This is a genomic window from Duganella margarita (genome assembly GCF_009857535.1).
GTDB lineage: Bacteria > Pseudomonadota > Gammaproteobacteria > Burkholderiales > Burkholderiaceae_D > Rugamonas > Rugamonas margarita.
In genome coordinates this window covers 104912-126750 of the sequence record NZ_WWCS01000002.1, presented here as the reverse complement: position 1 = coordinate 126750, position 21839 = coordinate 104912, and the positions used below count along the sequence as shown (strand labels likewise).

The following is a 21839-nucleotide window of genomic DNA, read 5'->3' as shown; positions in this document are numbered from 1 at the left end:
GATGCGATGATGATTCCGCGCCTGCTCTGCACCTTGGCCCTGATCGCCGCTGCTGCACCGGGCAGCGCGGCAACCATCCTGCTGCCCGCTGCCGGCGCGCGGCAGGTCAATCCGGACACGCATCTGACACTGCGCTTCGACCAGCCGCCGGTGCTGGGCAGCGCGGGGCTGATCCGCATCTACGACGCCGCCAGCGGACAGCTGGTGGACACGCTGGACCTCAGCATCCCAGCCGGCCCCACCGAACGCACCAAACTGCCGGCAGCGCCCTACCTGACCACGCCCTACGTCTACGCAGCCGGCCCGCGCGCAACCAATGCCAACACCAAAGCCGGCACACCGTCCGCAGGCGCCGAGCCAAGTGACGGCAGCAAATACCAGCTCACCATCATCGGCGGCTTTACGGACGGCTTCCACTTCCATCCAGTGATCGTGCACGACAAGACGGCGACCATCTACCCGCACAACAACCTGCTCGCCTACGGCAAGCGCTATCGCGTGCAGATTGACAACGCAGTCTTCGGCCAAGCGATCAAGCCGTGGGAGTTCAGCACCAAGCCACGCGGCCCGGCGGCCGATGCGCAGCGCGTGGTGGTCAGCGCCGACGGCAAGGGCGACTTCAGCACCGTACAAGGCGCGCTCGATTACGTGCCGGATCATCCAGCCAGACGCGTGACCATCTTCGTGCGCAATGGCGACTACGAGGAGATCGTCTACTTCCGCAACAAGTCCAACATCACCGTGCAGGGCGAGGCACGCGACAAGGTGCGCATTCACTACGCGAATAATGAAGTGTTCAATCCCCATCCACCCAACATCAGCACCAACGAGCAGCCGGGCACTTTCCCGTCGCGGCGCGCGGCGTTTGCGGCGGATAACGTCAAAGGCGTTCACCTGCGCGATCTGACGCTGGAAACCACATTGCAAGGCCAGGCCGAAGGCTTGCTGATCACCGGCTCGGAAAACATCGTCGCCAACACCACCGTCATCGGCTCGGGCGACGCCTTGCAGGTCAACGGCAGCACGTATCTGCCCGACGTGAAGGTGGTCGGCCACGGCGACACGATCCTCGGCCGCGGTCCGGCGTTCTTCGAGCGCTGCGACATCCAGTCGCAGCATGCGTTCATGTGGATACGCAATCCGGCCACCAATCACGGCAACGTGTTTGTCGACTGCCGCTTCACCGCGCTTGCCGGACCGACTGAACTGGCGCGCCTGCCGGCCAACAAGGGCAACAACTATCCGTATGCCGAAGCGGTGCTGATCAACACTACGCTAAGCGGCATCAGTCCCGCCGGCTGGGGACAGATCGACGGTGACGCGGCCAACGTGCACTTTTGGGAATTCAACAGCCGCAATGCAGATGGCACGCCGGTGGACGTCAGCCAACGCAATCCAGCCTCGCGCCAACTAACGATGGAGCGCGACGCCGAGACCATCCGAAACTACAGCAACCCAGCGTGGATACTGGGCGACTGGGCGCCGACACGCTGATGCGCATCGCAACCGCAGAATGAGCATTTATTTTTTCGTGCCGCTGGTGAAGTAAAACGAAATCACCAGCGTCGCCATTGGCAGCATCCCGATCTTGATAATTTCGATCAATGCCGCCAGCGCCTGGTTGTCAGGGTAACAGGCGTACCCAGCCATGATGGCTGAGCTGATGAGCGCCAATCCCGCAGTAAGCTGTTTGGCAAATATGAGCCGATCGCGCTCATTGATCGCCGGTTCCGGCGATCGTGGAAAGATGTCGAAAAGATCGACTTCTTGTTCGCTCGGCGTACTCATCGTACGCCTGTTACCACCCCAACAGCACGCAGGGAATTGTCAGGCATGCGCTGGACCAAACCCAGCGATGAACCATCTCCTTTTTGCTTCTGGTCGTAGGCAATTTTCAGAAGCGAGAATGCCCCCTTCATGGCTCTTGCCTTGCTGATCCCCTGTTCACAAGCAAAAGTATTAAGGAAATCGTCAATTTCTTCTGGCAAGCTCAACGTCATGGTTCGCATGATGCACCTCCGCATGGTGAGGGAAAATTATACTGCGATGGTGCGCTGCGGTCGTTTGATCCAAGCCAAACGAATCAGGGCGTGACGCGGAAGTAGTCGATGTCGGCATGGCCGCCGTTGCCGGCGCTGAAGAGGCCCATCTGGGCGCCGACCCAGCGGCCCATTTTGGCGGTGAATTGCGCGCCGATCGGCGTGTACTTTTTGCCGTCCACGCTGTAGGAGAATTGCGTGACGCCGCCGGCGATCACCTGCATGCGCAACCACACTTGCGGCGACGGCAGCTCCACGCCCGCTTCCTGCTGCTCGTGGCATTTGACATCGGCCTTGTAGCAGCTCACCAGCGCCAGCTGGGTGCCGCCGTCGAGACGGCGGGTGCCCAGCCAGACGTAATCGGCGCCGTACATAACAAGACCCGCGACGCCGCCTTCGGCCTGGCCGGCAGCATCCAGCCTGGTCTCGACGGTGAAGGTTTCCGCCGGCAGCTTTTGCAGCAGCAGCGACGGCACGTCCCACAGATTGCCGTCACGCGGCTGCGCAAACAGGCGCAGCTTGCCGCCATCCAGCGCGTACCACGACGGCTGCCAGTTCGCATTCCACTGCCATTGCAGGCCGAGCGCCGGCCCGTTGAATTCATCGCTGGTCGGCGGCGCGGCTTTCGCCCCTCCGCTTACCGGCAAGCGGTAGCGCAGCACCGGCTGGCCCGCCGTGCCGCCGATGTCTTCACCGATCAGCGGCCAGCCATCACGCCACGTCATCGGCTGCAGATGCACCACGCGGCCGTAGGCGCGCTTGTCCTGGAAGTGGATGAACCAGTCCTCGCCTTGCGGCGTCTGCACCCACGCGCCCTGGTGCGGACCGTTGACCGGCGAACCGCCCTGCGCCAGCACGATGCGGTCCTCATACGGCCCGCCGATACTGCGCGAACGGAACACCGACTGCCATCCCGTTTCCACGCCGCCGGCCGGCGCAAACACGTAGTAGTAGCCGTCGCGCTTGTAGAACTTCGGCCCTTCCAGTGTGGTGTACTTCGGCAGCTTGTCGCCGTTGATGATCACCGTGCCTTTGTCATCGAGCAGGCGACTGGCGTCCGGCGCCATGCGGCGCAAGGTCAGCACGTTGGCGAAGCCGGCGCGGCTCTTCGCCCACGCATGCAGCAGATAGGCCTGGCCGTCATCATCCCACAGCGGCGTCGGATCGATCAGCCCTTTGCCGGCCGCCAGCAGATGCGGCGCGGTCCACGGACCGGCGAACGTCGTTGCCGTGATCACATAGATGCCGAAATCGGGATCGGGATAGAAAATCCAGAACTTGCCGTCGTGGTAGCGCAGGCTCGGCGCCCATACGCCCTTGCCATGCTGCGGCCTGGCGAAAACATCCAGCGGCACCAGATGCGGCAGGGCGTGGCCGACCAGGGTCCAGTTGACCATGTCCGGCGACTGCAACAGCGGCAATCCCGGCGCATTATTGAAGCTGGAAGAAACCAGGTAATACGTCTCGCCGACGCGGATCGCATCCGGGTCCGAATAGTCGGCGTGGATAATCGGATTCGTATACTCATTTTCGCGCGGCGCAGTCGCGCATGCGGCCAGCAGGGCCGCAAAGAAAAAGGGCAGACACCGCAAAAGTATCCGCCCCATCATCATGCTCCAAACGGCGTTTCGGCAACGCCTTTCACACCTGGACGCAGCAGCGCCACCGCCCCGCCCCACTCCGCATCTTCCGGCTTGCCGGAGACGATGGAGGTGACCAGCAGCGTGTCCAGATCCTTGCCGCCGAAGGCGCACATGGATGGCTTCAGCATCGGCACGTCGATGCGGCGATCCAGCTTGCCGTCCGGCGTGAAACGCAGCACGCAGCCGCCGTCGTTACCGCAGATCCAGTAGCAGCCATCGGCATCGACCGCAGCGCCGTCCGGACGGCCCACGTAGGTGGTCATATCGGCGAACACGCGGCGATTGCTAGGCACACCATCGGCGAGGTCGTAATCGAAGGCCCACACCATGCGCCGTTGCGGATGCGAATCCGACAGGTACATGATGCGACCATCCGGCGAAAACGCCGTGCCGTTCTGCGTCAGCAACTCGGACACGAAGGGCGCCGAAATGCCGCGCCCTGCGTCGTAGCGATACAGCTGGCCGACCGCCTTGGCGGCGCCCATGTCCATGAACATGGTGCCGGCCCAGAAACGGCCCTGACGGTCGCAACGGCCGTCATTGAAACGCATGCCTTCACCCAGGCCCGAAGCCGGCGTCGCCAGCTTGAACGCCGACGCGGCTTGCGCCTCGCCCAGCTCCAGGCTGAAGATACCGGTCTCCATGCCCGCAATCAGGCCGCCGCCGGCCTTGGTCGCCACGCAGGCGGCCATTTCGGCGGTATCCCAATAGCGGGTGGCGCCGCTGGAGGCATCCATGCGCCACACGCGTTTGGCGGGGATGTCGACCCAGTACCAGGCCGATTCCGCCGCGCTCCACGTCGGGCTCTCGCCCACCGTGCAGGAAACGCCGCTTACGCGCTCCACCTTAGCCGTTCCAGACCAGGTCGCCGTTCACCACGCGCGGGATGTTCTGCGGGTTGGCGTCCTGCAGCGATTCCGGCAGCAGGTAGGCTGGCACGTCCTGGTACGACACTGGACGCAGGAAGCGGTCGATGGCCGAAGCGCCCACCGAGGTGGTACGGCTGTCCGAAGTCGATGGGAACGGGCCGCCGTGCACCATGGCGTACGCCACTTCCACACCGGTGCCGAAGCCGTTGAACAGGATGCGGCCGACTTTGCGCTCCAGCACCGGCAGCAGCTTGGCGGCCAGCGCCTTGTCGTCGGCGGTCGCGTGCACGGCGCCGGTCAGCTGGCCTTCCAGGTGCTCGGCCACCGCCAGCAGTTCTTCTTCGTTCTCAGCCACAACCAGCAGCGAGGTTGGGCCAAAGATTTCGCCTTCCAGCGCAGCGTCGGTCAGGAAGCGCTTGGCGTCAACCTGGTACAGGAACGCTTGCGCGCCGCATGGCAGCTCGCCGCTCTGGCCGATCGCAACTTGCTTGACGCCGTCCACGCCAGCCAGGCCTTTGACGCCGCTGGTGTAGGCTTTGTGGATGCCCGGGGTCAGCATGGTCTGCGACGGCTTGGCGCCGATGGTGCCGGCGGCGGCGTCCACAAACGCTTGCAGCTTGTCGGATTTCAGCGCGATCAGCAGACCTGGGTTGGTGCAGAACTGGCCGGCGCCCAGCGTCAGCGAATCGGCGAACTGTTGCGGCAGCTTAGGATTGTCCAGCGCGCCTGGCAGCAGGAATACCGGATTGATCGAGCTCATTTCTGCGTACACCGGGATCGGTTCCTTGCGGGCAGCCGCAGTGTGCATCAGTGCGACACCGCCGGCGCGCGAGCCGGTGAAGCCGACCGCCTTGATGGCAGGATGCGACACCAGGTTCTGGCCGATGGTCTGGCCCGAGCCGATCAGCATCGAGAATACGCCTTCCGGCATGTTGCACTCTTCAGCGGCTTTGGCGACAGCCTTGCCGACCAGTTCCGAGGTACCCAGGTGAGCCGAGTGGGCTTTGACGATGACCGGGCAGCCGGCTGCCAGTGCCGAGGCGGTATCGCCGCCAGCCACCGAGAACGCCAGCGGGAAGTTCGAGGCGCCGAACACGGCAACCGGGCCCAGGCCGATCTTGCGCAGGCGCAGGTCAGGACGTGGCGCCGGTGCGCGGTCTGGCAGTGCGCTGTCCAGCGTCGCGGACTGGAAGCGGCCTTCGCGCACTACTTTGGCGAACAGGCGCAGCTGGCCGACGGTACGACCGCGCTCGCCTTCCAGGCGGGCTTGCGGCAGGCCGGTTTCCTGCATCGCGCGCTCGATCAGGGTGGGGCCGAGATCCAGAATGCGGTCAGCGATGGTTTCCAGGAACTTGGCGCGCTCTTCCAGGCCGGTGGCGCGGTAGATGTCGAACGCCTTGTCGGCCAGTTCGGCAGCGCGTTGCAGGTCGGCAGCGCCGGCCAGGCCGAACGCCGGTTCGATTTCCACGTTACGCGATGGATCGATGGCCTTGACGGTGCCTTCTTTGCCTTGAACCGCGGTGCGGCCGATAATCATTTCGCCAACTACTTGCATGGTGACTCCTTAATGTGTGAAAAGCGCGGACGAAGCCGCGCTTTGATTTTTGCTTATTGTGCTATAGCTTAGCCGATTACTGCGCGCCCTGCTTGAGCATCAGCTTGTGCAGCATTTCAACTTCTTCGCCCGTCAGGTCGGTCAGCGGTGCGCGCACCGGACCGGCATCGTAGCCCGCCAGCTTGGCGCCGGCCTTGACGATCGATACAGCGTAGCCGGCTTTGCGGTTGCGGATGTCCAGGTATGGCAGGAAGAATTCGTCGATCATGCGGTTCTGTTCGGCGTGGTTGTCCGACGCCACGGCGTGGTAGAAGTCCATCGCCAGTTTCGGCATGAAGTTGAACACGGCCGACGAGTACACCGGGGTGCCCAGTGCCTTGTAGGCTGCGGCGTACACTTCCGCAGTTGGCAGGCCGCCCAGGTAGCTGAAGCGGTCGCCCATTTTGCGCCAGATCGACACCATCAGTTCGATATCGCCGATACCGTCTTTAAAGCCGATCAGGTTCGGGCAACGGTCGGCCAGGATCGCCAGCGAGGTTGGGCTCAGGCGGCAGTTGGCGCGGTTGTAGACCACCACGCCCAGGTTGGTGGCTTTGCAGACTTCCGCCACGTGTTCGATCAGGCCGTCTTGCGACGCTTCGGTCAGGTAGTGCGGCAGCAGCAGCAGGCCTTGCGCGCCGGCTTTCTCGGCTTCTTTGGCGTAGGCGGCGGCCACGCGGGTCGGACCACCGACGCCAGCCAGGATCGGCACCTGGCCACGGCAGGTATCGACGGCGGTCTTGATGATTTCCGGGTATTCCTGTGGGGTCAGCGAGAAGAATTCGCCAGTGCCGCCGGCGGCGAACAGCGCGGTCGCGCCGTATGGGGCCAGCCATTCCAGACGTTTGATATAGGTCGACTTGTTGAAGTTACCTTCCGCGTCGAAGTCCGTTACAGGGAACGACAGCAGGCCGGAGGAAAGGATTTTTTTCAGGTCATTCGGTTGCATTACAGTCTCCAATATTAACGTCTGGTGAAATGAGGGACGATATCTCGTCGTGTTGTATGACATCGTACAACTAGATCTGGATCGAAGCAAGCGATTTCACGTAAAGCTGTCAATCGCTTGCTGGGATGTTGCTTATTTCAGCGCTAAGCGCTCACCTCTTGCTGCGCGCGGCGCAGGCGTTCACGGCTGTTGCTGAGGTGGGTGCGCATGGCGGCCCGTGCCGCTTCGGCATCCTTGCGCTGGATGGCGTGGTAAATATCGTCATGCTCGCGGTTGACGCGTTCCTGGTAGGCTTTCGGGTCATCATGCGCCAACTGCTCCGAATCGAGGCGCGCGCGCGGGATGATGGTGTTGCCCAGGTCGCTGAGGATGTCGACAAAATAACGGTTGCCGGTGGCCTGCGCGATCAGCAGGTGGAAGGCCTTGTCCGATTCCACCGCGACGGCGCGGTTGGGCGCGGCGACGATGCGCTTCAGCGCGGCGTCCATCAGCGCCACCTGCTCGTCGGTGCGGCGGCTGGCGGCCAGCCAGGCGGCTTCGGTTTCCAGGCTGATGCGCAGCTCCAGGATCGACAGCACGTCGCCGATGGTGCGGATGGTATCGGCGGCAAACATATTGGTCGGCTGCGGCTCCAGCACAAAGGTGCCGATGCCGTGGCGGGTCTGCACCAGGCCTGCGGCCTGCAGGTGCGAGATGGCCTCGCGCACCACGGTGCGGCTGACGCCGTGCATTTCCATGATGACCGATTCGGTCGGCAGTTTTTCGCCCGGTTTCAGCGTGCCGGCCTGGATGCTGCCGGTAAAGCTTTCCACCACGCCCTGGGCGAGGTTGCGGTGCTTCTTCTTCGGCAATGCGGCGGCGGGGACTGATGCGATCTGATTCATGGCGGTTGAATTGTTGTATGACGACTATAAGAATACACGGATTGGCGCGTGCATTATATCGACAACATCATTTTTGCCACAAATAAGGGGCTTACACCAGCAGCGCCGCGCTCATCGAGGCGGCTTCGTCGGCCGATTCCAGCAGGATCTGTTCGAGCAACGCGTTGTCGTCGATAAAGCCGGTCAGCGACGGGCTGTCCTGCCCTGCTGCCAGCGGCGAGCGCACCGGCGCCAGACGCTTGGCGATCAGCAAGGTATCGCGCAGGCCCAGCGGCGGCGGCGTCAGCGTGGCGCCGCGCAGCGAAACGATGGCCTGGCTGACCGGCTCGGGAATGCTCATTTTCTTCATCATCTCGCGGGCGATGATTTCCTGCGCCGCCCCCATCCAGTCTGCCGGATCGTCCAGCAGGCCGGGAATGTCGTCGGCGCGCGACAGCAGATAAAAGCCGCCCGCCTCATGCACGATGCCGGCAAACAGCGCGGTGTCCGGATCGGTGGAGGTCAGCTTGCGGCCGATCACATGCGCCAGCGCCGCCACGTGCGCCGTGTGGCGCCACAGCTGGTCGGCCTGCCGGCGCAGTTCGGCGTCGCGGATGCGGGCGCCAAACTGGCGCACCACCATCGCCGCCGCCATGGTGTACAGGTTGCGATAGCCAACCCGCTGCACCGCCGCCCGCACGCTGGTCACCGGCGTGCCGCTGCGGTTGAACACCGCCGCATTGGCCAGCGCCACGGTGCGGGCCGCCAGCAGCGGCTCGGCCAGCACCTTGCGGATCACCGCGTCCATCTCGCTATCGGGATCGGCCAGCGCCAGTTGCAGGCTCAGCACGGCGTTGACGCTAGTCGGGAACACCAGCTCGCCGCGGCTTGCTTGCGCGAGGACCTGCGAGAAGTCTTTCAGTTTTTCCATGGAAACATTATAGCGCTTAACCACGGCCGCCCCTTGCAACTTGCTCGCCGGCGTTGCCGCTGAGGCGCAATGCATCGGCCAGCCCGAGCAGGCTGATCAGCGCCACCAGCAGGAACGCCAGCCGGTAATCGATGGCCGCCCAGCCGCCAATGCCGAGCTGTTGCGCGCTCCAGTGACCGAGCCGCACGCCGCTCGCGCCCAGCGCCACACCGAGGCCCAGCGCCACCTGGAACGCGGTGCTGAACAAGGTGTTGGCGGCCGCCATGCGCGCCTGCGGTACATCGGCAAAGGCGATCGTGTTGAGCGCGCTGAACTGCATCGAGCGCGTCAGGCCGCCGGCAAACAGCACGGCGGCGATCATCCACACCGGCGTGGCCGGTGTCAGCAGGGCGCAGGCGGCCAGCGTGGTCACGTTGGCCAGGCCGTTCACCAAAATCACCGGACGAAAGCCGAAGCGGCGGATGATCGGCGTGGTGGCCGGCTTCATCATCAGGTTGCCAGCGAAGACGGCGATCACCAGCAGGCCGGAATGGAAGGCATCCAGGCCGAAGCCCAGCTGGAACATCAGCGGCAGCAAAAACGGTACGGCGCCGATCGCCATGCGGAACAGCGAGCCGCCGATGATGGTGATGGAGAACGTCGGTATCGCCAGCGACGACAAATCGATCAGCGGGTGCGCGGCGCGCTTCAGATGCCAGCCCAGCGCCGCCAGCAGCAACGCGCCGGCGATCAGGCAGGCGCCCGCCTCCTGCCAGTCCGGATTCTGGCCGCCGACCACTTCCGCGCCCCAGGTCAGCAACAGCAAGGCGCTGCCGCTAAGCAGGAAGCCGGGCCAGTCGAACGGCCGCGGCTCGGCGGCGCGCTGGTCGGGGATCAGCCACCACGCCAGCGCCAGCGCGATCACGCCCAGCGGCAGGTTCAGGTAAAAAATCCAGCGCCACGACGCGTAGCTGGTGATGAAGCCGCCCACCGGCGGCCCCAGCACCGGCGCCACCAGCGCCGGCCAGGTCAGCGTGGCGATCACCGAAATCAGTTTTTCCTTCGGCGTGTTGTTCAGCACCACGAGACGGCCAACCGGCACCATCATCGCCCCGCCCGCGCCTTGCAGCACGCGCAGCCAGACGAATTCACTCAGGCTGCTGGCCATGCCGCACAACACCGACGCCAGCGTAAAGAGCGCCAGCGCCGCGGCAAACACCCGGCGCGCGCCGAAGCGCTCTGCCACCCAGCCGCTGATGGGAATGAATACGCCCAGCGTCAGCAGGTACGCGCTGACGCCGATATTCAACGCCAGCGGCGCCACGCCGAACGAGTGCGCGATATCCGGCACCGCCGTGGTGATCACGGTGCCGTCCAGGTTCTCCATAAAGAACGCGCCGGCTACCAGCAAGGCTATCCATTTGCTCTTGCCATCCGCCGGCGACTGCGTACTGCTTTGCATAAGCCGCCTTTTTTGCCGCATTGAATCCAATCCCCGCCATTCTGCCGCATGCGCCGCGTGCGCGTGCAACGGCTTGCAAAACGCTAGCGTCGCTTCGCTTTTGCAAGTGTGTTGTTCAAGCCACGAATTATGCGAACACTCGTGCCATTTTGTCGGGACTGCTATAGAGTCGAGCTACCGAACACAACCAAAAATATCGGAGACAAACCACATGAAGAGAACCGCCGCATCCGCAGCGTGCCTGACTGCACTCGCCTTGTTCGCCGGCCAAGCCGCCGCGCAATCTTCCGTCACCATTTACGGCACGCTCGATGTCGGCCTGGACCGGATCGACAAAAGCCAGGGCAACGTCCAGGGCACCGTGTTTGGCGTCAGCGGCACCACGCCTGTCCCCAACAGCATCGCCTCCCCGGCCAGCGTGACCACGCGGCTGAGCCCATCGCACACGCGCCAGAGCAATATCGGTTTTAAAGGCGTGGAAGACCTGGGCGGCGGCTACCGCGGCCTGTTCGTGCTGGAGGGCGGCGTCACCATCGACAACGGCGGCCTGGCCAATGACAACCGCCTGTTCGGCCGCCAGGCGTACGTCGGCCTGACCACGCCGGTCGGCGAAATCAAGGCCGGCCGCCAGGCCAGCCCGATGCTGATCGGCTATTACCTGGTGACGCCGGAGGCCTTGGGCAGCACCGACTTCTTCGGCGCCGGCCTGGTGGTCAACACCGTGCAGACGTGGCAGGACAATCAGCTCAGCTACGCCATCAAGCAAGGGCCGATCACGGCGATCGTCTCGTACGCCACCAACTCCGGCATCGGCACCGGCATCAGCGCCGCGCGCGCCACCGCCACCGCCTCGACGCCGGTGGCGACGAGCACCACCGGCCAGATCGTCGGCGGCCAGACCGCCGGTGCGGAAACCGCCAGTGGCCGCGGCAAAACCGCCGGTGCGTTGCTGGCCTACCGCGCCGACAACATCGTCGCGCTGGCGTCCTACCACCGCAACAACTTCGACAACGTGCCGATCGGTGTGGTGTCGGGCACCACGCTGGTGCCGCTGTTCATCGGCGAGAAATTCAGCTCCTACATGGGCGCGGTGAAATACACCTTCCCTGGCGTCGGCACCTCGGTTGCGATTGGCGGCCACGAAGCCAAGTTCTCGCTGCGCGGCAACACCGATCCGAAAGTGCGCACCTGGACTGCCACCGTCAAGCATCCGATCGGCGCGTTCGACCTGAGCGCGATCTTCCTCGACACCCGCTTCACCAACTACACCGAAGGCAAGGACCGTGGCCTGATGCTGGGCGTGGACTACAACTTCTCCAAGCGCACGGCGTTTTACACGCGCTTTGGCGGCATCAAGGACAAGCGCGGCAAGACCGTGGTCAGCAGCGCGACACCCTTGCCGCTGGCTGGCGGTCCGGGCGCGATCCTGATCCCGCTGGGCACGCAGGAAGTGCCGCTGTTCTCCGGCGCCGGCCAGAACATCGACGCCCGCACCACCATGTTCAGCGTCGGCCTGCGCCACTCGTTCTAACCCCGAACGAAAGGGTCTGACCCCGTACGGGGTCAGGCCCTGGCCGCAGCGTTGTGCGGGTTGCGCCGGTGCCATCTGCAAAAAAAAAGGCGGGGCACTGCCGGTACAGTGCGCCGCCCAAAGCTACAGCCGAGGATAAGTGTTAGAGGTGGGTCGCGATCTGCGGCAGCAGGTCGTCAAACGTCCGTCCGTTGCCGTTCTCGCCGATGGCGTGCATCTTCCACTCGCCGTTGTGACGGTAGATCTTGGCCATGATCTGCGCCGAATGCGGCCCCTGCACCGACAGATTGAAACGCGCCACTTCCTTGCCGCTGGCGGCATCCAGCAAACGGCAATAGGCATTTTCCACCTGCGCAAAGGTCTGGCCGGTGAAACTGTTCACCGTAAACACCAGGCTCTTGATCTGCGCCGGCACGGCGTTCAGGTCGACGTTGATCTGCTCATCGTCGCCATCGCCGGCGCCGGTGCGGTTGTCGCCGGTGTGGACCACGCTGCCGTCCTTGCTTTTCAGCTGGCGGAAGAAGATCACATCCACCGGACGGTGGCCTTCGTCGAACATCACGCACGAAGCGTCCAGGTCGACCGCTTCGGTCTTGGAACCGAAGCCGAGGAAGCCCTTGCTCTTGATAGCGTCCCAACCGAGACCCATGGTGACGCGACCGAGCGCGCCGCCGGCTTCCTTCTCCAGAGAGATTTTCTGGCCCTTGCTTAAATTGACTGTCATAGTGACTCCTTTAATTTACGATGCCGACTGACGCGTCAGCCAGGCTTGCAGCGAGGCGCTGTTGCGCGAGCAGATCAAAATCTTGCCCTTGCCCGAGAAGCGCAGCACCATGCCTTCCCCGCTGGTCTGGCTGTTCACCAGGTTGCTGAGGAAGCCGCTGTTGCCGCCCGTGGTCACCGAGATGTCGTAGCGCAGCGCGCTATCCCAGGCCACCACGTGCGAGTTGTCGATGATGACGTCGCGTCCCGGTTCCACCTCAAGCTGCGAGATCGAACCGAAACCCGACACCACGGCCTGGCCGACGCCGCTGGTTTCGGTGATGAAGAAACCGCCGCTGCCGGCGAACAGCGCGTTGCCCAGGCTTTGCGTGCGCACCTTCAGTTCCACGCCGGAGGTGGCGGCGACAAACGCGCCGTCGCTCAGCATGTACTGCTGGTTGCCGAGATCCAGCGTCTGCATCGCGCCGGGCAGGGTTGGCGACAGCAGGCAATCGCCGTCGCCGCGCACCGCCTCAATGTGCTGCTGGAAGAAGGACTCGCCGTTGGCGAAGCGCCGCATGATGGCCGCGCCGATGCCGCCGGTAACCTTGCCCTTCAAGTCCAGCGCCGCTTCCATCATCACCATGGCGCCCGATTCGCAGTAGATTTTTTCTCCCTGGCGCATCGACACGTGCAGAAATGGATCGACGTCGCCGGTGATGGTAAATACAGGCATGATTGCGAGTCCTTTCAGAGAACGTTAAACGCCGACGCCGAACGAAGCGGCCAGCGGACCGAGGCCGCCCTTGAAGCCCTGGCCGACGGCCTTGAACTTCCAGTCGGCGCCGTTGCGATACACCTCACCGAAGATCATCGCCGACTCGGTCGAGCCGTCTTCCGACAGGTCGTAGCGGGCGATTTCGGTATTGCTGCCGGCATTGATGGTGCGGATGAAGGCTTTCTGCACCTGGCCGAAATTCTGCTTGCGGGCGTCGCCCTCGTGGATGGTGACGCAGATCGCGATGCGTTCCACATCGGCCGGCACCTTGGTCAGGTCGATGGTGACGGTTTCGTCGTCGCCATCGCCGGCGCCGGTGCGGTTGTCGCCCGAGTGGGTCACCGACTGGTCGGTCGATTTCAGGTTGTTGTAGAAAATGAAGTCGCTGTCGTTGCGGACCTTGCCGTCTACTTTCAGCAGGAAAGCCGAGCCGTCCAGGTCGAACGCGTTGCCGTCGGTGGAACGCACGTCCCAACCCAGGCCGACCGTGATTTTCGACAGGCCAGGGGCCTCTTTGCTCAGATTAACGTTGCCGCCTTTTTGCAGACTGATTGCCATTTTGATGCTCCTTAAATGAAAACCGGACTAGGTACTACAAGGCGGCGGGCCGTTGTCCGTATAAAACGGCCCGCCGGGTTCTGTTACGCCGTGACGGCGAGTGCTTCGTGCTTGCGGCGGTGGCGCACCGACGACCACACCGAGGCGGCGATGAACGCCACGCCGATCAAGCCGGTGAAAATTTCAGGTACGTGGTACTTCATACTTGCCAACATGATCGCGGCCAGGATACCGATGGCGTAGTGAGCGCCGTGCTCCAGGTACAGGAACTTGTCCAGCGTGCCCTTCTTCACCAGGTAAATCGTCATCGAGCGGACAAACATCGCGCCAATGGCCAGGCCCAGCATGATGATGACAACGTCGGTGGTGATCGCAAAGGCGCCGATCACGCCGTCGAAGCTGAACGACGCATCCAGTACTTCCAGGTACAGGAAGCCGCCGATACCGCCGCGCTTGACCATGTCGCCGACGTTGCCGCCGCCCTCCTCTTCCTTCTCCAGCAGGCTGCTGATGCCGTCGACGCCGACGTAGACCAGGATGCCCCACAGGCCGGAAATCAGCACCACCAGCTTCTGGCCTTCGGCCACCAGGCCCATGCAGCCCATCAGCACGCCGATGGCGATCATCACCGAGATAGACGAGACCTTGCCCAGCGAGCCGAGTTTCTTCTCAAAATTCCCCAGCCAGTGCGTTTCCTTCTCCGCATCCAGCAGGAAGTTGAGGAACACCAGCAGCAGGAACATGCCGCCGAACGCCGCCACTTCAGCGTGGTGATTGGTCAGGTGCGTCGAGTAGGTCTTGGGATCGTTCAGCGCCAGCGTCCACACATCGACGATGCTCATGTCGGCCGCCACCGCCACAATCACCAGCGGGAACACCAGCCGCATGCCGAACACCGCGATGATGATGCCGACGCCAAGGAACAGCTTCTGCCAGTAATCGTCCCAGGTCTTCAGCACCGAGGCGTTAACCACCGCGTTATCGAACGACAGCGACACTTCCATCGCCGCCAGAATCAGCGCGATGCCAAAGGCCGACAACGCGCCGCCCCACCCTGCCAGCCCATAGCCCCACCAGCCTGCCAAGCCAAGGCAGAGAAAGCTGACGAGGAAAGAAATCCTGAAATGCTTCATCGTTTTCTCTCATAGTTATTAATCGATGCACGCAGTGTAAAGAAAACCGACGCATTGAAAAATAGAAGATAATTGAAGTATTACTTCGTAAAAGCAGAACCATGAAAAATAGCGGATTGAATTTCAGACACTTGTATTTCTTTTGGATGGTGGCCAAGGAAGGCGGCGTCACGCGCGCCGCCGAGCGGCTGGGACTGGCGGTGCAGACCATCAGCATGCAGCTGGCATCACTGGAACAAGCGGTCGGCAAGCAGCTGCTGGAACCGCAGGGACGGCGACTGGTGCCGACCGAAGCGGGCAAGCTGGCGCTCAGCTATTGCGACCAGATCTTCCTGCTGGGCGACCAGCTGCAGGACGCGCTGGAAGAAGCGGAAACCGACAAGATGCGGCTGGCGGTCGGGATTTCCGATTCGCTGCCCAAGCTGATCGCCTTCCGCCTGCTGCAGGCAACGCAGCAGCTGGACACCCGCGTGCGCCTGGTCTGCATGGAGGATGAATTTGAAAACCTGCTGGCCGACCTGGCGCTGGGCAAGCTGGACGTGGTGCTGACCGACCGCGAAGTGCGCGCCGGCGGCAGCCTCAAAGTCTTCAGCCACTTGCTGGGCGAAAGCGACATGAAACTGTTCGGCGTGCCGCGCCTGGCGCGCAAATACCGTCGCAATTTTCCGGACAGCCTGCACGGCGCACCGCTGCTGGTTCCCACGCGCAACAACGCACTGCGCGGCCGCATCGACGCCTGGCTGGTCGAGCGCAAGGTGCGGCCGGACATCGTCGGCGAGTTCGAGGACAACGCCATGCTCAACACTTTCGGCCGTAACGGCCTGGGACTCTTCTTCGCACCGTCGGCGCTGGCGCAGGACATCGAAGACCAGTTCGGCGCCGTGCTGGTGGGCGACGCCCCCGAGCTGCGCGAGCACTTCTACGCCATCTCCAGCGCCCGCAAAATCACCCATCCGGCCATCGAAGCCATCCTGAATGAGGTGCATAGCGGCTTGTTCGCATGAACATATTTTGCGGTGCACCAGCGCCGAGTCGTTTAAGATGCAGGTTTCAACTACGTAAATTGCCGCTCGGCCCCTATGCAAAATCTCCTGCTCGTCGTTCTCGCCATCTTCCTGGTTGCTTTGAACGGTTTCTTCGTCGCTGCTGAATTCGGCATCGTCACTCTGCGAAAAACGCGGGTCCGCGCCATCGCCAAGACCAAAGGAATACAGGGACGCATCCTCGGCAAAGTACACGGAGAACTGGACGCTTATCTGTCCGCCTGCCAGCTCGGCATCACGCTGGCCTCGCTGGGCCTGGGCTGGGTCGGCGAGCCGGCCTTCGCCGGCCTGCTGGAGCCGCTGCTGACGTTCATCGGCATCACCTCGCCCGAATTGGTGCACGGTATTGCCTTCGTGTTCGCGTTTGGCGTGATTTCCTTCCTGCACATCGTGGTCGGCGAACTGGCGCCAAAATCGCTGGCGATCCGCATGCCGGAAGTGGTCGGCCTGTGGAGCGCGATTCCGCTATATGGTTTCTACTGGGCCATGTACCCGTTCATCTGGGTGCTGAACGCCAGCGCCAATATGGTGCTGGGCCTGGCGGGTCTGTCCGGCAAGGGCGGCCATGACAGCCATTATTCGGTCGATGAACTGAAGCTGATTCTGCGCACCAGCCAGCCGGGCGAAAAATTCAACCAGGACGAACGCAACATCCTGGCGCACTCGCTCGATTTCAGCGACCTGTCGGTGTCCGACCTGATGCGTCCGATTAATGAAGTGATCAGCCTGCACGCCAGCCGTCCGCTGAACGACAACCTGGCCACCATGCTGCGCAACCGCTTCAGCCGCTATCCCTACTACGACAAGGACGGCGAGACCGTGCTGGGCGTGGTGCACCTGAAGGACTTGTTCTTCGCCATGCAATCGGGCCGGCCGGTGACGGACCTGGTGCCGTTCCTGCGACCGGTCGAGACGATTTCCGCCCGCACGGCGGCGCTGGAGCAGTTCCGCCGCTTCCGCGACGGCGCGCCGCACTTTGCGCTGATCGGTGAAAAGGGCAAGCGCCCGGTTGGCTTCATCACGCTGGACAACCTGCTGGGCGCGATGGTCGGCGAAATCCACGACGAATTCCGCCTCAACGAAAACGACTGGCTCAAGCAGCCGGACGGCACGCTGATCGGCAAGGCCAGCCTGCCGATCTTCTCGCTGGAACGCACGCTGGGCATCGACATCGAAAACGAAGAGCTCGGCATGGAGGAAGTGGAATCGGTCGGCGGCCTGCTGATGCTGAAGCTGGGCGATATCCCGAAACAGGGCCAGCGCATCAGCTTCCGCCACTTCGACATCGTCGCCAAGAAGATGAATGGTCCGCGCATCCTGCTGGTCAAGGTCATCCCCAAGGATGACACCGAAGACAACGCCGACCAGGATTGACGGTCAAGAATGCAGCTGGTCCGCAGTCCAGTTGCGCAGCAGGCCCAGGCCCACCGCCAGCAGCGTGGGGCCGATGAACAGGCCGACAAAGCCGAACGCCAGCACCCCGCCCATCACGCCCAGCAGCACCAGGATAAATGGCAGGCTGCTGCCGCGCGAGATCAGCATCGGCTTGACCACGTTGTCGACGCCGCTGATGACGAACATTCCCCAGACGAACATGAAGATGGCCCAGCCGGTGTCGCCATGGTTGAACAGCCAGATGGTGGCCCCGCCCCAGATCAGCGGCGGCCCGACCGGAATCAGCGATAACAGGAACGTGGCGACCGACAGCAGCGCCACGGCCGGCACGCCGGCAATCAAAAAACCGACCGCCGCCACCGCCGCCTGCGCCAGCGCCGTGCCCAGCAGACCGTACATGACGCCGCGCACGGTGCGGCTGACGGTATCGACCACGGTGACGCTTTGTTCGCCGATCAGCTTGTTCATGCCGGTGGCCAGCGCCTGCAAAATGGCGTGGCCGTCGCGGTACAGGAAGAAACTGACGAACACCGCCAGGCTGACCTGCGCCACACCCGAGCCCAGCACCATGCCGCCACCCAGCAGCAGACGGCGGCCCGGCTCCAGCAGGTTCTTGGCGACGTTGAGCAGTTCCTCGCGGCTGTGCAGCAGCTTGCGCAGGTAGGTATCGACCATCTCGCCCACCAGCGGCACATCCTTCAGCCATAGCGGCGGGTCCAGCGTGCCGCTGTCGAGATTGGCCTTGATCTGGTCGTAGTACGACGAGGCGTTATCGGCGATATTCCACGTCACCAGCGTCAGCGGCACGATGATCAGCAGGGTCAGACCAATGCTCATCACCAGCGCGGCGATCACGCGGCGCTGCTTGAGCCGGGCCAGCAGACGCACATACAGCGGCCAGCTGGAGATGGTGATGGCGGCGGCAAACAGCACCGCCGCCAGAAACGGCCGCAGCACCACCAAACAGCCGATCACCAGCAGGATGACGGCGGCCAGGCGGGTGAAAGGCTGGAAGCGCTGTTGCATGCGGCCTCCGGCGCTCAGGACAGCAGCAGTTTCAGGTCATGCACGGTGGTGGAAGTCGGCTGGCCCGGACGCAGCAGCAGGCGGATCTTGCCCTGCTTGTCGAACACATAGCTGGCGGCGGTGTGATCCATCGAATAGCTGCCCGGCGTGGTGCCCGGCACCTTGGCGTACATCACCTTGAATTCCTTGGCGACGGCGGCGGTCTGCTCCGGCGTGCCGTACAGGCCGAGGAAGCGCTTGTCGAACACCGGCACATATTGCGCCAGCAGTTTTTGCGTATCGCGCTCGGGATCGACGGTGACGAACAGCACCTGTACCTGGTCGGCCTGCGGGCCGAGCTGCTTCATGACTTCCGACATCTCGGCCATGGTGGTCGGGCAGACGTCCGGACACTGGGTATAGCCGAAGAACATGATCACCACCTTGCCCTTGAAATCGGCCATGGTGCGCGGCTTGCCGTTGTGGTCGGTCAGGGCGAAATCCTTGGCGAACGACGCGCCGGTCAGGTCGGTGCCCTGAAACACCACCTTGGCCGGCGCCTCCGCCTTTTTCTCGCTGCAAGCGACCAACAGGGAAACAGCAATCAAAGCAAGGGCGAGAACTTTTTTCATCGAGATAGGTCTGTTAGTTGAACTTGGTCTGCTGAGGCAGGTCTAACAGCATGATACCGCCATGGAGGCCATCATGAGTGAAAGCGACGCTAAAGAAAAGATTCGTACCGCAATCCGCCAATCCAGCTATGTATGGCGTACGGCGACAAGCTTGGCTAAGGAAACCGGAATCCCGTTGGAAACGGTATTAACTTTACTAGAAACCAGCGGATCGTTTTTGCGCGCCTACAACACAAACGCCAGCGGGCAATCGCTCTTTACGACTAGAGAAAAATACCTTGCGGACTCTACATGGAACCGGCGATTGCTAGACTTACTAGCAAACAAGGTTGGGGTATAACATGGCAGCCATTGACCCGCTTACCACTTGGCAGCTCGTTACGATTGCCGGTTCTGGAGGTTTTGTCTGGAATATGATGGATCTGTGGGAGGACGGAAAAAAGCCGTCGGACAAGCGGACACCAAAAGATCTGCGATACTGGATTTTCTTTATCTTTTGGCCGTGTGCGGGAGCCGCCTTGGCTTGGCTCTACATCCTGGACGGCTCTACTTTGCGACCGCTACTGGCATTTTCTATTGGCCTGAGCATTTCCTCCACGCTGCAAGCCATGGTGGCAAAAGTCGTCCCTCTTCCGCCTCCAGATAAGGAGGAAAGGCAAAATTGATTAGATTTTGATGTAGTGATCCACCAGCAGCGCGAGGAACAGCAGGCCAAGGTAGATGATCGACCAGGTGAAGGCTTTGCGGGCAATCAGGTCGGTGTAGTGGCGGTAGATTTTCCAGGCGTGGTGCAGGAACACGGCGTTCAGGATCACGGCGCTGGCCAGGTAGATCAGGCCGCTCATCTGCACAGCGTACGGCAGCAGCGTGGTGGCCGCCAGCGCGATCGAGTACAGCCACACGTGGAACTGCGTGAACTTCATGCCGTGCGTGACCGGCAGCATCGGCAGGCCCGAGCGCGCGTAATCGTCGCGGCGGTACAGCGCCAGCGCCCAGAAGTGCGGCGGCGTCCAGACGAAAATAATCATCACCAGCAGCCAGGCTTCCATCGGCACATCATTGGCCACCGCGGCCCAGCCCAGTGCCGGCGGCATCGCCCCCGACAGCCCGCCGATGACGATGTTCTGCGGCGTGGCCGGCTTCAGTATCATGGTGTAGATAATCGCGTAACCGAGGAAGGTGACGAAGGTCAGCCACATGGTCAGCGCATTGACGAAGGTGTACAGCACCCACATGCCAGCGCCGCCGATCACCAGCGCAAAGATAATGGTCTGCGTCACGGTAATGTCGCCCATCACCATCGGCCGGCGCGCGGTGCGGGCCATGCGCGCATCGACTTCCCGCTCCGCCAGGCAATTGACCGCAAACGCCGCACCGGTCAGCAACCAGATACCCACCGTCGCATACAGCACCAGCGACAGACTCGGCAAACCGTTCGGGATGCCGAGGTACATGCCGATGACGGCACAAAACACCGCCATCATGGTGACGCGGGGTTTGGTCAGCGCCCAGAACTGCGCGACGAGCGGCGGGTGTTTGGAGGTTACGGTGTGCGTGGTCATGAGGGCAACTTAATCAATGCCGTACCGTCGACGAAGGGGGATGCGCGGCGCCCGAAGCTGCCTTTTTTGCAATGTCGTACTGGTACTTAGCCTTGTAGTTTAACATGGTCAGCAAAAGTACCAGCGCCGCCGCGCCGGCGTTATGCAGCACGGCGATGGTCAGCGGGAAACTCAGGTAGATGGTGGCCACGCCGGTAATGATCTGCGCAGCCAGCACCAAAGCGATGTTGCGTGCGGTTTTATGCAGCACGTCATGCCCCCACGCGCGCCACGCGGCATAGCCCGCCACCAGCGCAACGATGAAGCCGAAATTGCGATGCACCCAGTGGATCGCCGTCAGCGCCGAAAACGGCAGGTAGTGGCCGGCGGCCGTCTTGCCCAGCTCGCGCCACAGCGTGAAGCCATGTTCGAAGTCCATTTCCGGCACCAGCTTGCCGCCGCACAGCGGGAAGTCGGTGCAGGCCAGCGTGGCGTAATTGGTGCTGGTCCAGCCGCCCAGCGCCAGTTGCACCAGCAGCAGCGCTGCCGCCACGCCGGCCAGGATGCGGATGTTGCGCATGGCTGGCGGCGAGGCGCTGACCAGCGTACGCGGCGCGTTCAGATGATTCTGGCGGCCGCCGTACCACACCAGCATGGACAGCAGGCCCATGCCCAGCAGCAGGTGAATGGTGACGATCACCGGCTGCAGCTTGAGCGTCACGGTCCAGGCGCCAAACGCGCCTTGCAGGCAGACGAAGAAGAACAGCGCGGTCGGCAGCCATGGCGCGTATTCGGCGCGTCTGGTCTTGCGCCATTGATACCAGGACTGCGCCATCATCGCCACGATCAGCACGCCGATGGTCATGGCCAGGTAGCGGTGGATCATCTCGATCCAGGCCTTGAACACGGTCACCGGACCAGTCGGCATCAGCGCTTCGGCGGCGACGATCTGGTCATGCGCGAGGAAGGGATTGGCGGCGCCGTAGCAGCCCGGCCAGTCCGGGCAGCCAAGGCCGGAATCGGTCAGCCGCGTGAAGGCGCCGAACACGATCAGATCAAACGTCAGGAACACGCTGACCCACACCAGCTTGCGGTACTTGTTGGCGTCCGACGAAGTCCAGACAATGGTGGCCGGCAGCAGCGCGATCAGCAGCGCCGTTACCGCCATTTGTGCGAGAGTGAGATGCATAAA

Annotated in this window: 23 protein-coding genes; 6 read left to right on the top strand and 17 right to left on the bottom strand. The window is 62.8% G+C overall.

The genetic code is table 11. The features are described from left to right. Nucleotides 1-6: 6 nt before the first annotated feature. A complete protein-coding gene (locus tag GTP55_RS03145; RefSeq protein WP_202423509.1) occupies nucleotides 7-1494 on the top strand; it encodes a pectinesterase family protein in 1488 nt (495 codons plus the stop codon). 27 nt (nucleotides 1495-1521) lie between these two features. On the opposite strand, the gene GTP55_RS03140 is transcribed toward GTP55_RS03145, so the two are convergent. The 9 genes from GTP55_RS03140 to GTP55_RS03100 form a co-directional block, all read right to left on the bottom strand. Continuing rightward, nucleotides 1522-1788, bottom strand: coding sequence for a hypothetical protein (locus GTP55_RS03140; RefSeq protein ID WP_161043530.1), 267 nt, complete (start codon nucleotides 1786-1788; stop codon nucleotides 1522-1524). After that, nucleotides 1785-2009, bottom strand: a complete 225-nt coding sequence (locus GTP55_RS03135) for a hypothetical protein (protein ID WP_146235919.1) — start codon at nucleotides 2007-2009, stop codon at nucleotides 1785-1787. The genes GTP55_RS03140 and GTP55_RS03135 overlap by 4 nt, the downstream gene beginning before the upstream one ends. A gap of 74 nt (nucleotides 2010-2083) precedes the next feature. Beyond that, on the bottom strand, nucleotides 2084-3631 hold the full coding sequence (locus GTP55_RS03130) for a glycoside hydrolase family 43 protein (protein WP_229257715.1): 1548 nt from the start codon (nucleotides 3629-3631) through the stop codon (nucleotides 2084-2086). Nucleotides 3632-3648: 17 nt separating this feature from the next. Next, on the bottom strand, nucleotides 3649-4527 hold the full coding sequence (locus GTP55_RS03125; RefSeq protein ID WP_161043528.1) for an SMP-30/gluconolactonase/LRE family protein: 879 nt from the start codon (nucleotides 4525-4527) through the stop codon (nucleotides 3649-3651). 1 nt (nucleotide 4528) lies between these two features. Then, nucleotides 4529-6106 (bottom strand): aldehyde dehydrogenase (NADP(+)), encoded by a 1578-nt coding sequence (locus tag GTP55_RS03120; RefSeq protein WP_161043527.1) that lies wholly within the window; start codon nucleotides 6104-6106, stop codon nucleotides 4529-4531. Nucleotides 6107-6182: 76 nt separating this feature from the next. Beyond that, nucleotides 6183-7094 carry a 5-dehydro-4-deoxyglucarate dehydratase gene (gene kdgD, locus GTP55_RS03115; protein WP_161043526.1) on the bottom strand — a complete coding sequence of 304 codons (912 nt, stop codon included), beginning with the start codon at nucleotides 7092-7094 and terminating at the stop codon, nucleotides 6183-6185. Between the two features lie 143 nt (nucleotides 7095-7237). Next, a complete protein-coding gene (locus GTP55_RS03110) occupies nucleotides 7238-7978 on the bottom strand; it encodes a FadR/GntR family transcriptional regulator (protein ID WP_161043525.1) in 741 nt (246 codons plus the stop codon). A gap of 91 nt (nucleotides 7979-8069) precedes the next feature. Beyond that, nucleotides 8070-8888 (bottom strand): HDOD domain-containing protein, encoded by an 819-nt coding sequence (locus tag GTP55_RS03105; protein ID WP_161043524.1) that lies wholly within the window; start codon nucleotides 8886-8888, stop codon nucleotides 8070-8072. Between the two features lie 16 nt (nucleotides 8889-8904). Beyond that, nucleotides 8905-10329: an MFS transporter gene (locus GTP55_RS03100; RefSeq protein WP_161043523.1), complete on the bottom strand. Its 1425-nt coding sequence runs from the start codon at nucleotides 10327-10329 to the stop codon at nucleotides 8905-8907. Nucleotides 10330-10540: 211 nt separating this feature from the next. On the opposite strand from GTP55_RS03100, the gene GTP55_RS03095 reads away from it, so the two are divergent. Further along, a complete protein-coding gene (locus GTP55_RS03095) occupies nucleotides 10541-11860 on the top strand; it encodes a porin (RefSeq protein WP_161043522.1) in 1320 nt (439 codons plus the stop codon). Nucleotides 11861-12002: 142 nt separating this feature from the next. Here the strand turns inward: GTP55_RS03095 and GTP55_RS03090 are convergent, their stop codons facing one another. The 4 genes from GTP55_RS03090 to GTP55_RS03075 all read right to left on the bottom strand — a co-directional run bounded on the left by GTP55_RS03090 (nucleotide 12003) and on the right by GTP55_RS03075 (nucleotide 15031). After that, the gene (locus GTP55_RS03090; RefSeq protein ID WP_161043521.1) at nucleotides 12003-12584 is read right to left on the bottom strand and encodes a TerD family protein; all 582 of its coding nucleotides are present in this window, start codon (nucleotides 12582-12584) and stop codon (nucleotides 12003-12005) included. Between the two features lie 15 nt (nucleotides 12585-12599). Beyond that, nucleotides 12600-13298, bottom strand: a complete 699-nt coding sequence (locus tag GTP55_RS03085; RefSeq protein WP_161043520.1) for a TIGR00266 family protein — start codon at nucleotides 13296-13298, stop codon at nucleotides 12600-12602. A gap of 24 nt (nucleotides 13299-13322) precedes the next feature. Further along, nucleotides 13323-13898, bottom strand: coding sequence for a TerD family protein (locus GTP55_RS03080; protein ID WP_161043519.1), 576 nt, complete (start codon nucleotides 13896-13898; stop codon nucleotides 13323-13325). An 83-nt stretch (nucleotides 13899-13981) separates the two neighbouring features. Beyond that, nucleotides 13982-15031 carry a DUF475 domain-containing protein gene (locus GTP55_RS03075; protein ID WP_161043518.1) on the bottom strand — a complete coding sequence of 350 codons (1050 nt, stop codon included), beginning with the start codon at nucleotides 15029-15031 and terminating at the stop codon, nucleotides 13982-13984. Nucleotides 15032-15132: 101 nt separating this feature from the next. Here GTP55_RS03075 and nhaR point away from each other — a divergent pair, with 101 nt between their 5' ends. Both nhaR and GTP55_RS03065 read left to right on the top strand, forming a co-directional pair. Continuing rightward, on the top strand, nucleotides 15133-16035 hold the full coding sequence (nhaR, locus tag GTP55_RS03070) for a transcriptional activator NhaR (RefSeq protein WP_161043517.1): 903 nt from the start codon (nucleotides 15133-15135) through the stop codon (nucleotides 16033-16035). A 75-nt stretch (nucleotides 16036-16110) separates the two neighbouring features. Further along, on the top strand, nucleotides 16111-17448 hold the full coding sequence (locus GTP55_RS03065; protein WP_161043516.1) for a hemolysin family protein: 1338 nt from the start codon (nucleotides 16111-16113) through the stop codon (nucleotides 17446-17448). A 3-nt stretch (nucleotides 17449-17451) separates the two neighbouring features. Here the strand turns inward: GTP55_RS03065 and GTP55_RS03060 are convergent, their stop codons facing one another. Together GTP55_RS03060 and GTP55_RS03055 are read right to left on the bottom strand one after the other, a co-directional pair. Then, on the bottom strand, nucleotides 17452-18495 hold the full coding sequence (locus tag GTP55_RS03060) for an AI-2E family transporter (RefSeq protein ID WP_161043515.1): 1044 nt from the start codon (nucleotides 18493-18495) through the stop codon (nucleotides 17452-17454). A gap of 14 nt (nucleotides 18496-18509) precedes the next feature. Beyond that, nucleotides 18510-19106 (bottom strand): SCO family protein, encoded by a 597-nt coding sequence (locus tag GTP55_RS03055; protein ID WP_161043514.1) that lies wholly within the window; start codon nucleotides 19104-19106, stop codon nucleotides 18510-18512. 73 nt (nucleotides 19107-19179) lie between these two features. On the opposite strand from GTP55_RS03055, the gene GTP55_RS03050 reads away from it, so the two are divergent. Both GTP55_RS03050 and GTP55_RS03045 read left to right on the top strand, forming a co-directional pair. After that, the gene (locus tag GTP55_RS03050; protein ID WP_161043513.1) at nucleotides 19180-19446 is read left to right on the top strand and encodes a hypothetical protein; all 267 of its coding nucleotides are present in this window, start codon (nucleotides 19180-19182) and stop codon (nucleotides 19444-19446) included. 1 nt (nucleotide 19447) lies between these two features. After that, the gene (locus GTP55_RS03045; RefSeq protein ID WP_161043512.1) at nucleotides 19448-19771 is read left to right on the top strand and encodes a hypothetical protein; all 324 of its coding nucleotides are present in this window, start codon (nucleotides 19448-19450) and stop codon (nucleotides 19769-19771) included. Here GTP55_RS03045 and cyoE read toward each other — a convergent pair whose 3' ends face one another. Further along, the gene (gene cyoE, locus GTP55_RS03040; protein WP_161043511.1) at nucleotides 19772-20668 is read right to left on the bottom strand and encodes a heme o synthase; all 897 of its coding nucleotides are present in this window, start codon (nucleotides 20666-20668) and stop codon (nucleotides 19772-19774) included. It abuts the gene before it with no gap. Nucleotides 20669-20681: 13 nt separating this feature from the next. Continuing rightward, nucleotides 20682-21836 carry a COX15/CtaA family protein gene (locus GTP55_RS03035; protein WP_202423505.1) on the bottom strand — a complete coding sequence of 385 codons (1155 nt, stop codon included), beginning with the start codon at nucleotides 21834-21836 and terminating at the stop codon, nucleotides 20682-20684. Between the last annotated feature and the right edge of the window lie 3 nt (nucleotides 21837-21839).

Bases quoted from the DNA above. Each gene is read 5' to 3' on its own strand.
- GTP55_RS03095 (WP_161043522.1), top strand. From the start codon at position 10,541: ATGAAGAGAACCGCCGCATCCGCAGCGTGCCTGACTGCACTCGCCTTG.
- GTP55_RS03140 (WP_161043530.1), bottom strand. From the start codon at position 1,788: ATGAGTACGCCGAGCGAACAAGAAGTCGATCTTTTCGACATCTTTCCA.
- GTP55_RS03110 (WP_161043525.1), bottom strand. From the start codon at position 7,978: ATGAATCAGATCGCATCAGTCCCCGCCGCCGCATTGCCGAAGAAGAAG.
- GTP55_RS03145 (WP_202423509.1), top strand. From the start codon at position 7: ATGATGATTCCGCGCCTGCTCTGCACCTTGGCCCTGATCGCCGCTGCT.
- GTP55_RS03065 (WP_161043516.1), top strand. From the start codon at position 16,111: ATGCAAAATCTCCTGCTCGTCGTTCTCGCCATCTTCCTGGTTGCTTTG.
- GTP55_RS03090 (WP_161043521.1), bottom strand. From the start codon at position 12,584: ATGACAGTCAATTTAAGCAAGGGCCAGAAAATCTCTCTGGAGAAGGAA.
- GTP55_RS03080 (WP_161043519.1), bottom strand. From the start codon at position 13,898: ATGGCAATCAGTCTGCAAAAAGGCGGCAACGTTAATCTGAGCAAAGAG.
- GTP55_RS03100 (WP_161043523.1), bottom strand. From the start codon at position 10,329: ATGCAAAGCAGTACGCAGTCGCCGGCGGATGGCAAGAGCAAATGGATA.
- kdgD (WP_161043526.1), bottom strand. From the start codon at position 7,094: ATGCAACCGAATGACCTGAAAAAAATCCTTTCCTCCGGCCTGCTGTCG.
- GTP55_RS03085 (WP_161043520.1), bottom strand. From the start codon at position 13,298: ATGCCTGTATTTACCATCACCGGCGACGTCGATCCATTTCTGCACGTG.
- GTP55_RS03120 (WP_161043527.1), bottom strand. From the start codon at position 6,106: ATGCAAGTAGTTGGCGAAATGATTATCGGCCGCACCGCGGTTCAAGGC.
- GTP55_RS03045 (WP_161043512.1), top strand. From the start codon at position 19,448: ATGGCAGCCATTGACCCGCTTACCACTTGGCAGCTCGTTACGATTGCC.
- GTP55_RS03035 (WP_202423505.1), bottom strand. From the start codon at position 21,836: ATGCATCTCACTCTCGCACAAATGGCGGTAACGGCGCTGCTGATCGCG.
- nhaR (WP_161043517.1), top strand. From the start codon at position 15,133: ATGAAAAATAGCGGATTGAATTTCAGACACTTGTATTTCTTTTGGATG.
- GTP55_RS03050 (WP_161043513.1), top strand. From the start codon at position 19,180: ATGAGTGAAAGCGACGCTAAAGAAAAGATTCGTACCGCAATCCGCCAA.
- cyoE (WP_161043511.1), bottom strand. From the start codon at position 20,668: ATGACCACGCACACCGTAACCTCCAAACACCCGCCGCTCGTCGCGCAG.
- GTP55_RS03135 (WP_146235919.1), bottom strand. From the start codon at position 2,009: ATGCGAACCATGACGTTGAGCTTGCCAGAAGAAATTGACGATTTCCTT.
- GTP55_RS03075 (WP_161043518.1), bottom strand. From the start codon at position 15,031: ATGAAGCATTTCAGGATTTCTTTCCTCGTCAGCTTTCTCTGCCTTGGC.
- GTP55_RS03105 (WP_161043524.1), bottom strand. From the start codon at position 8,888: ATGGAAAAACTGAAAGACTTCTCGCAGGTCCTCGCGCAAGCAAGCCGC.
- GTP55_RS03055 (WP_161043514.1), bottom strand. From the start codon at position 19,106: ATGAAAAAAGTTCTCGCCCTTGCTTTGATTGCTGTTTCCCTGTTGGTC.
- GTP55_RS03060 (WP_161043515.1), bottom strand. From the start codon at position 18,495: ATGCAACAGCGCTTCCAGCCTTTCACCCGCCTGGCCGCCGTCATCCTG.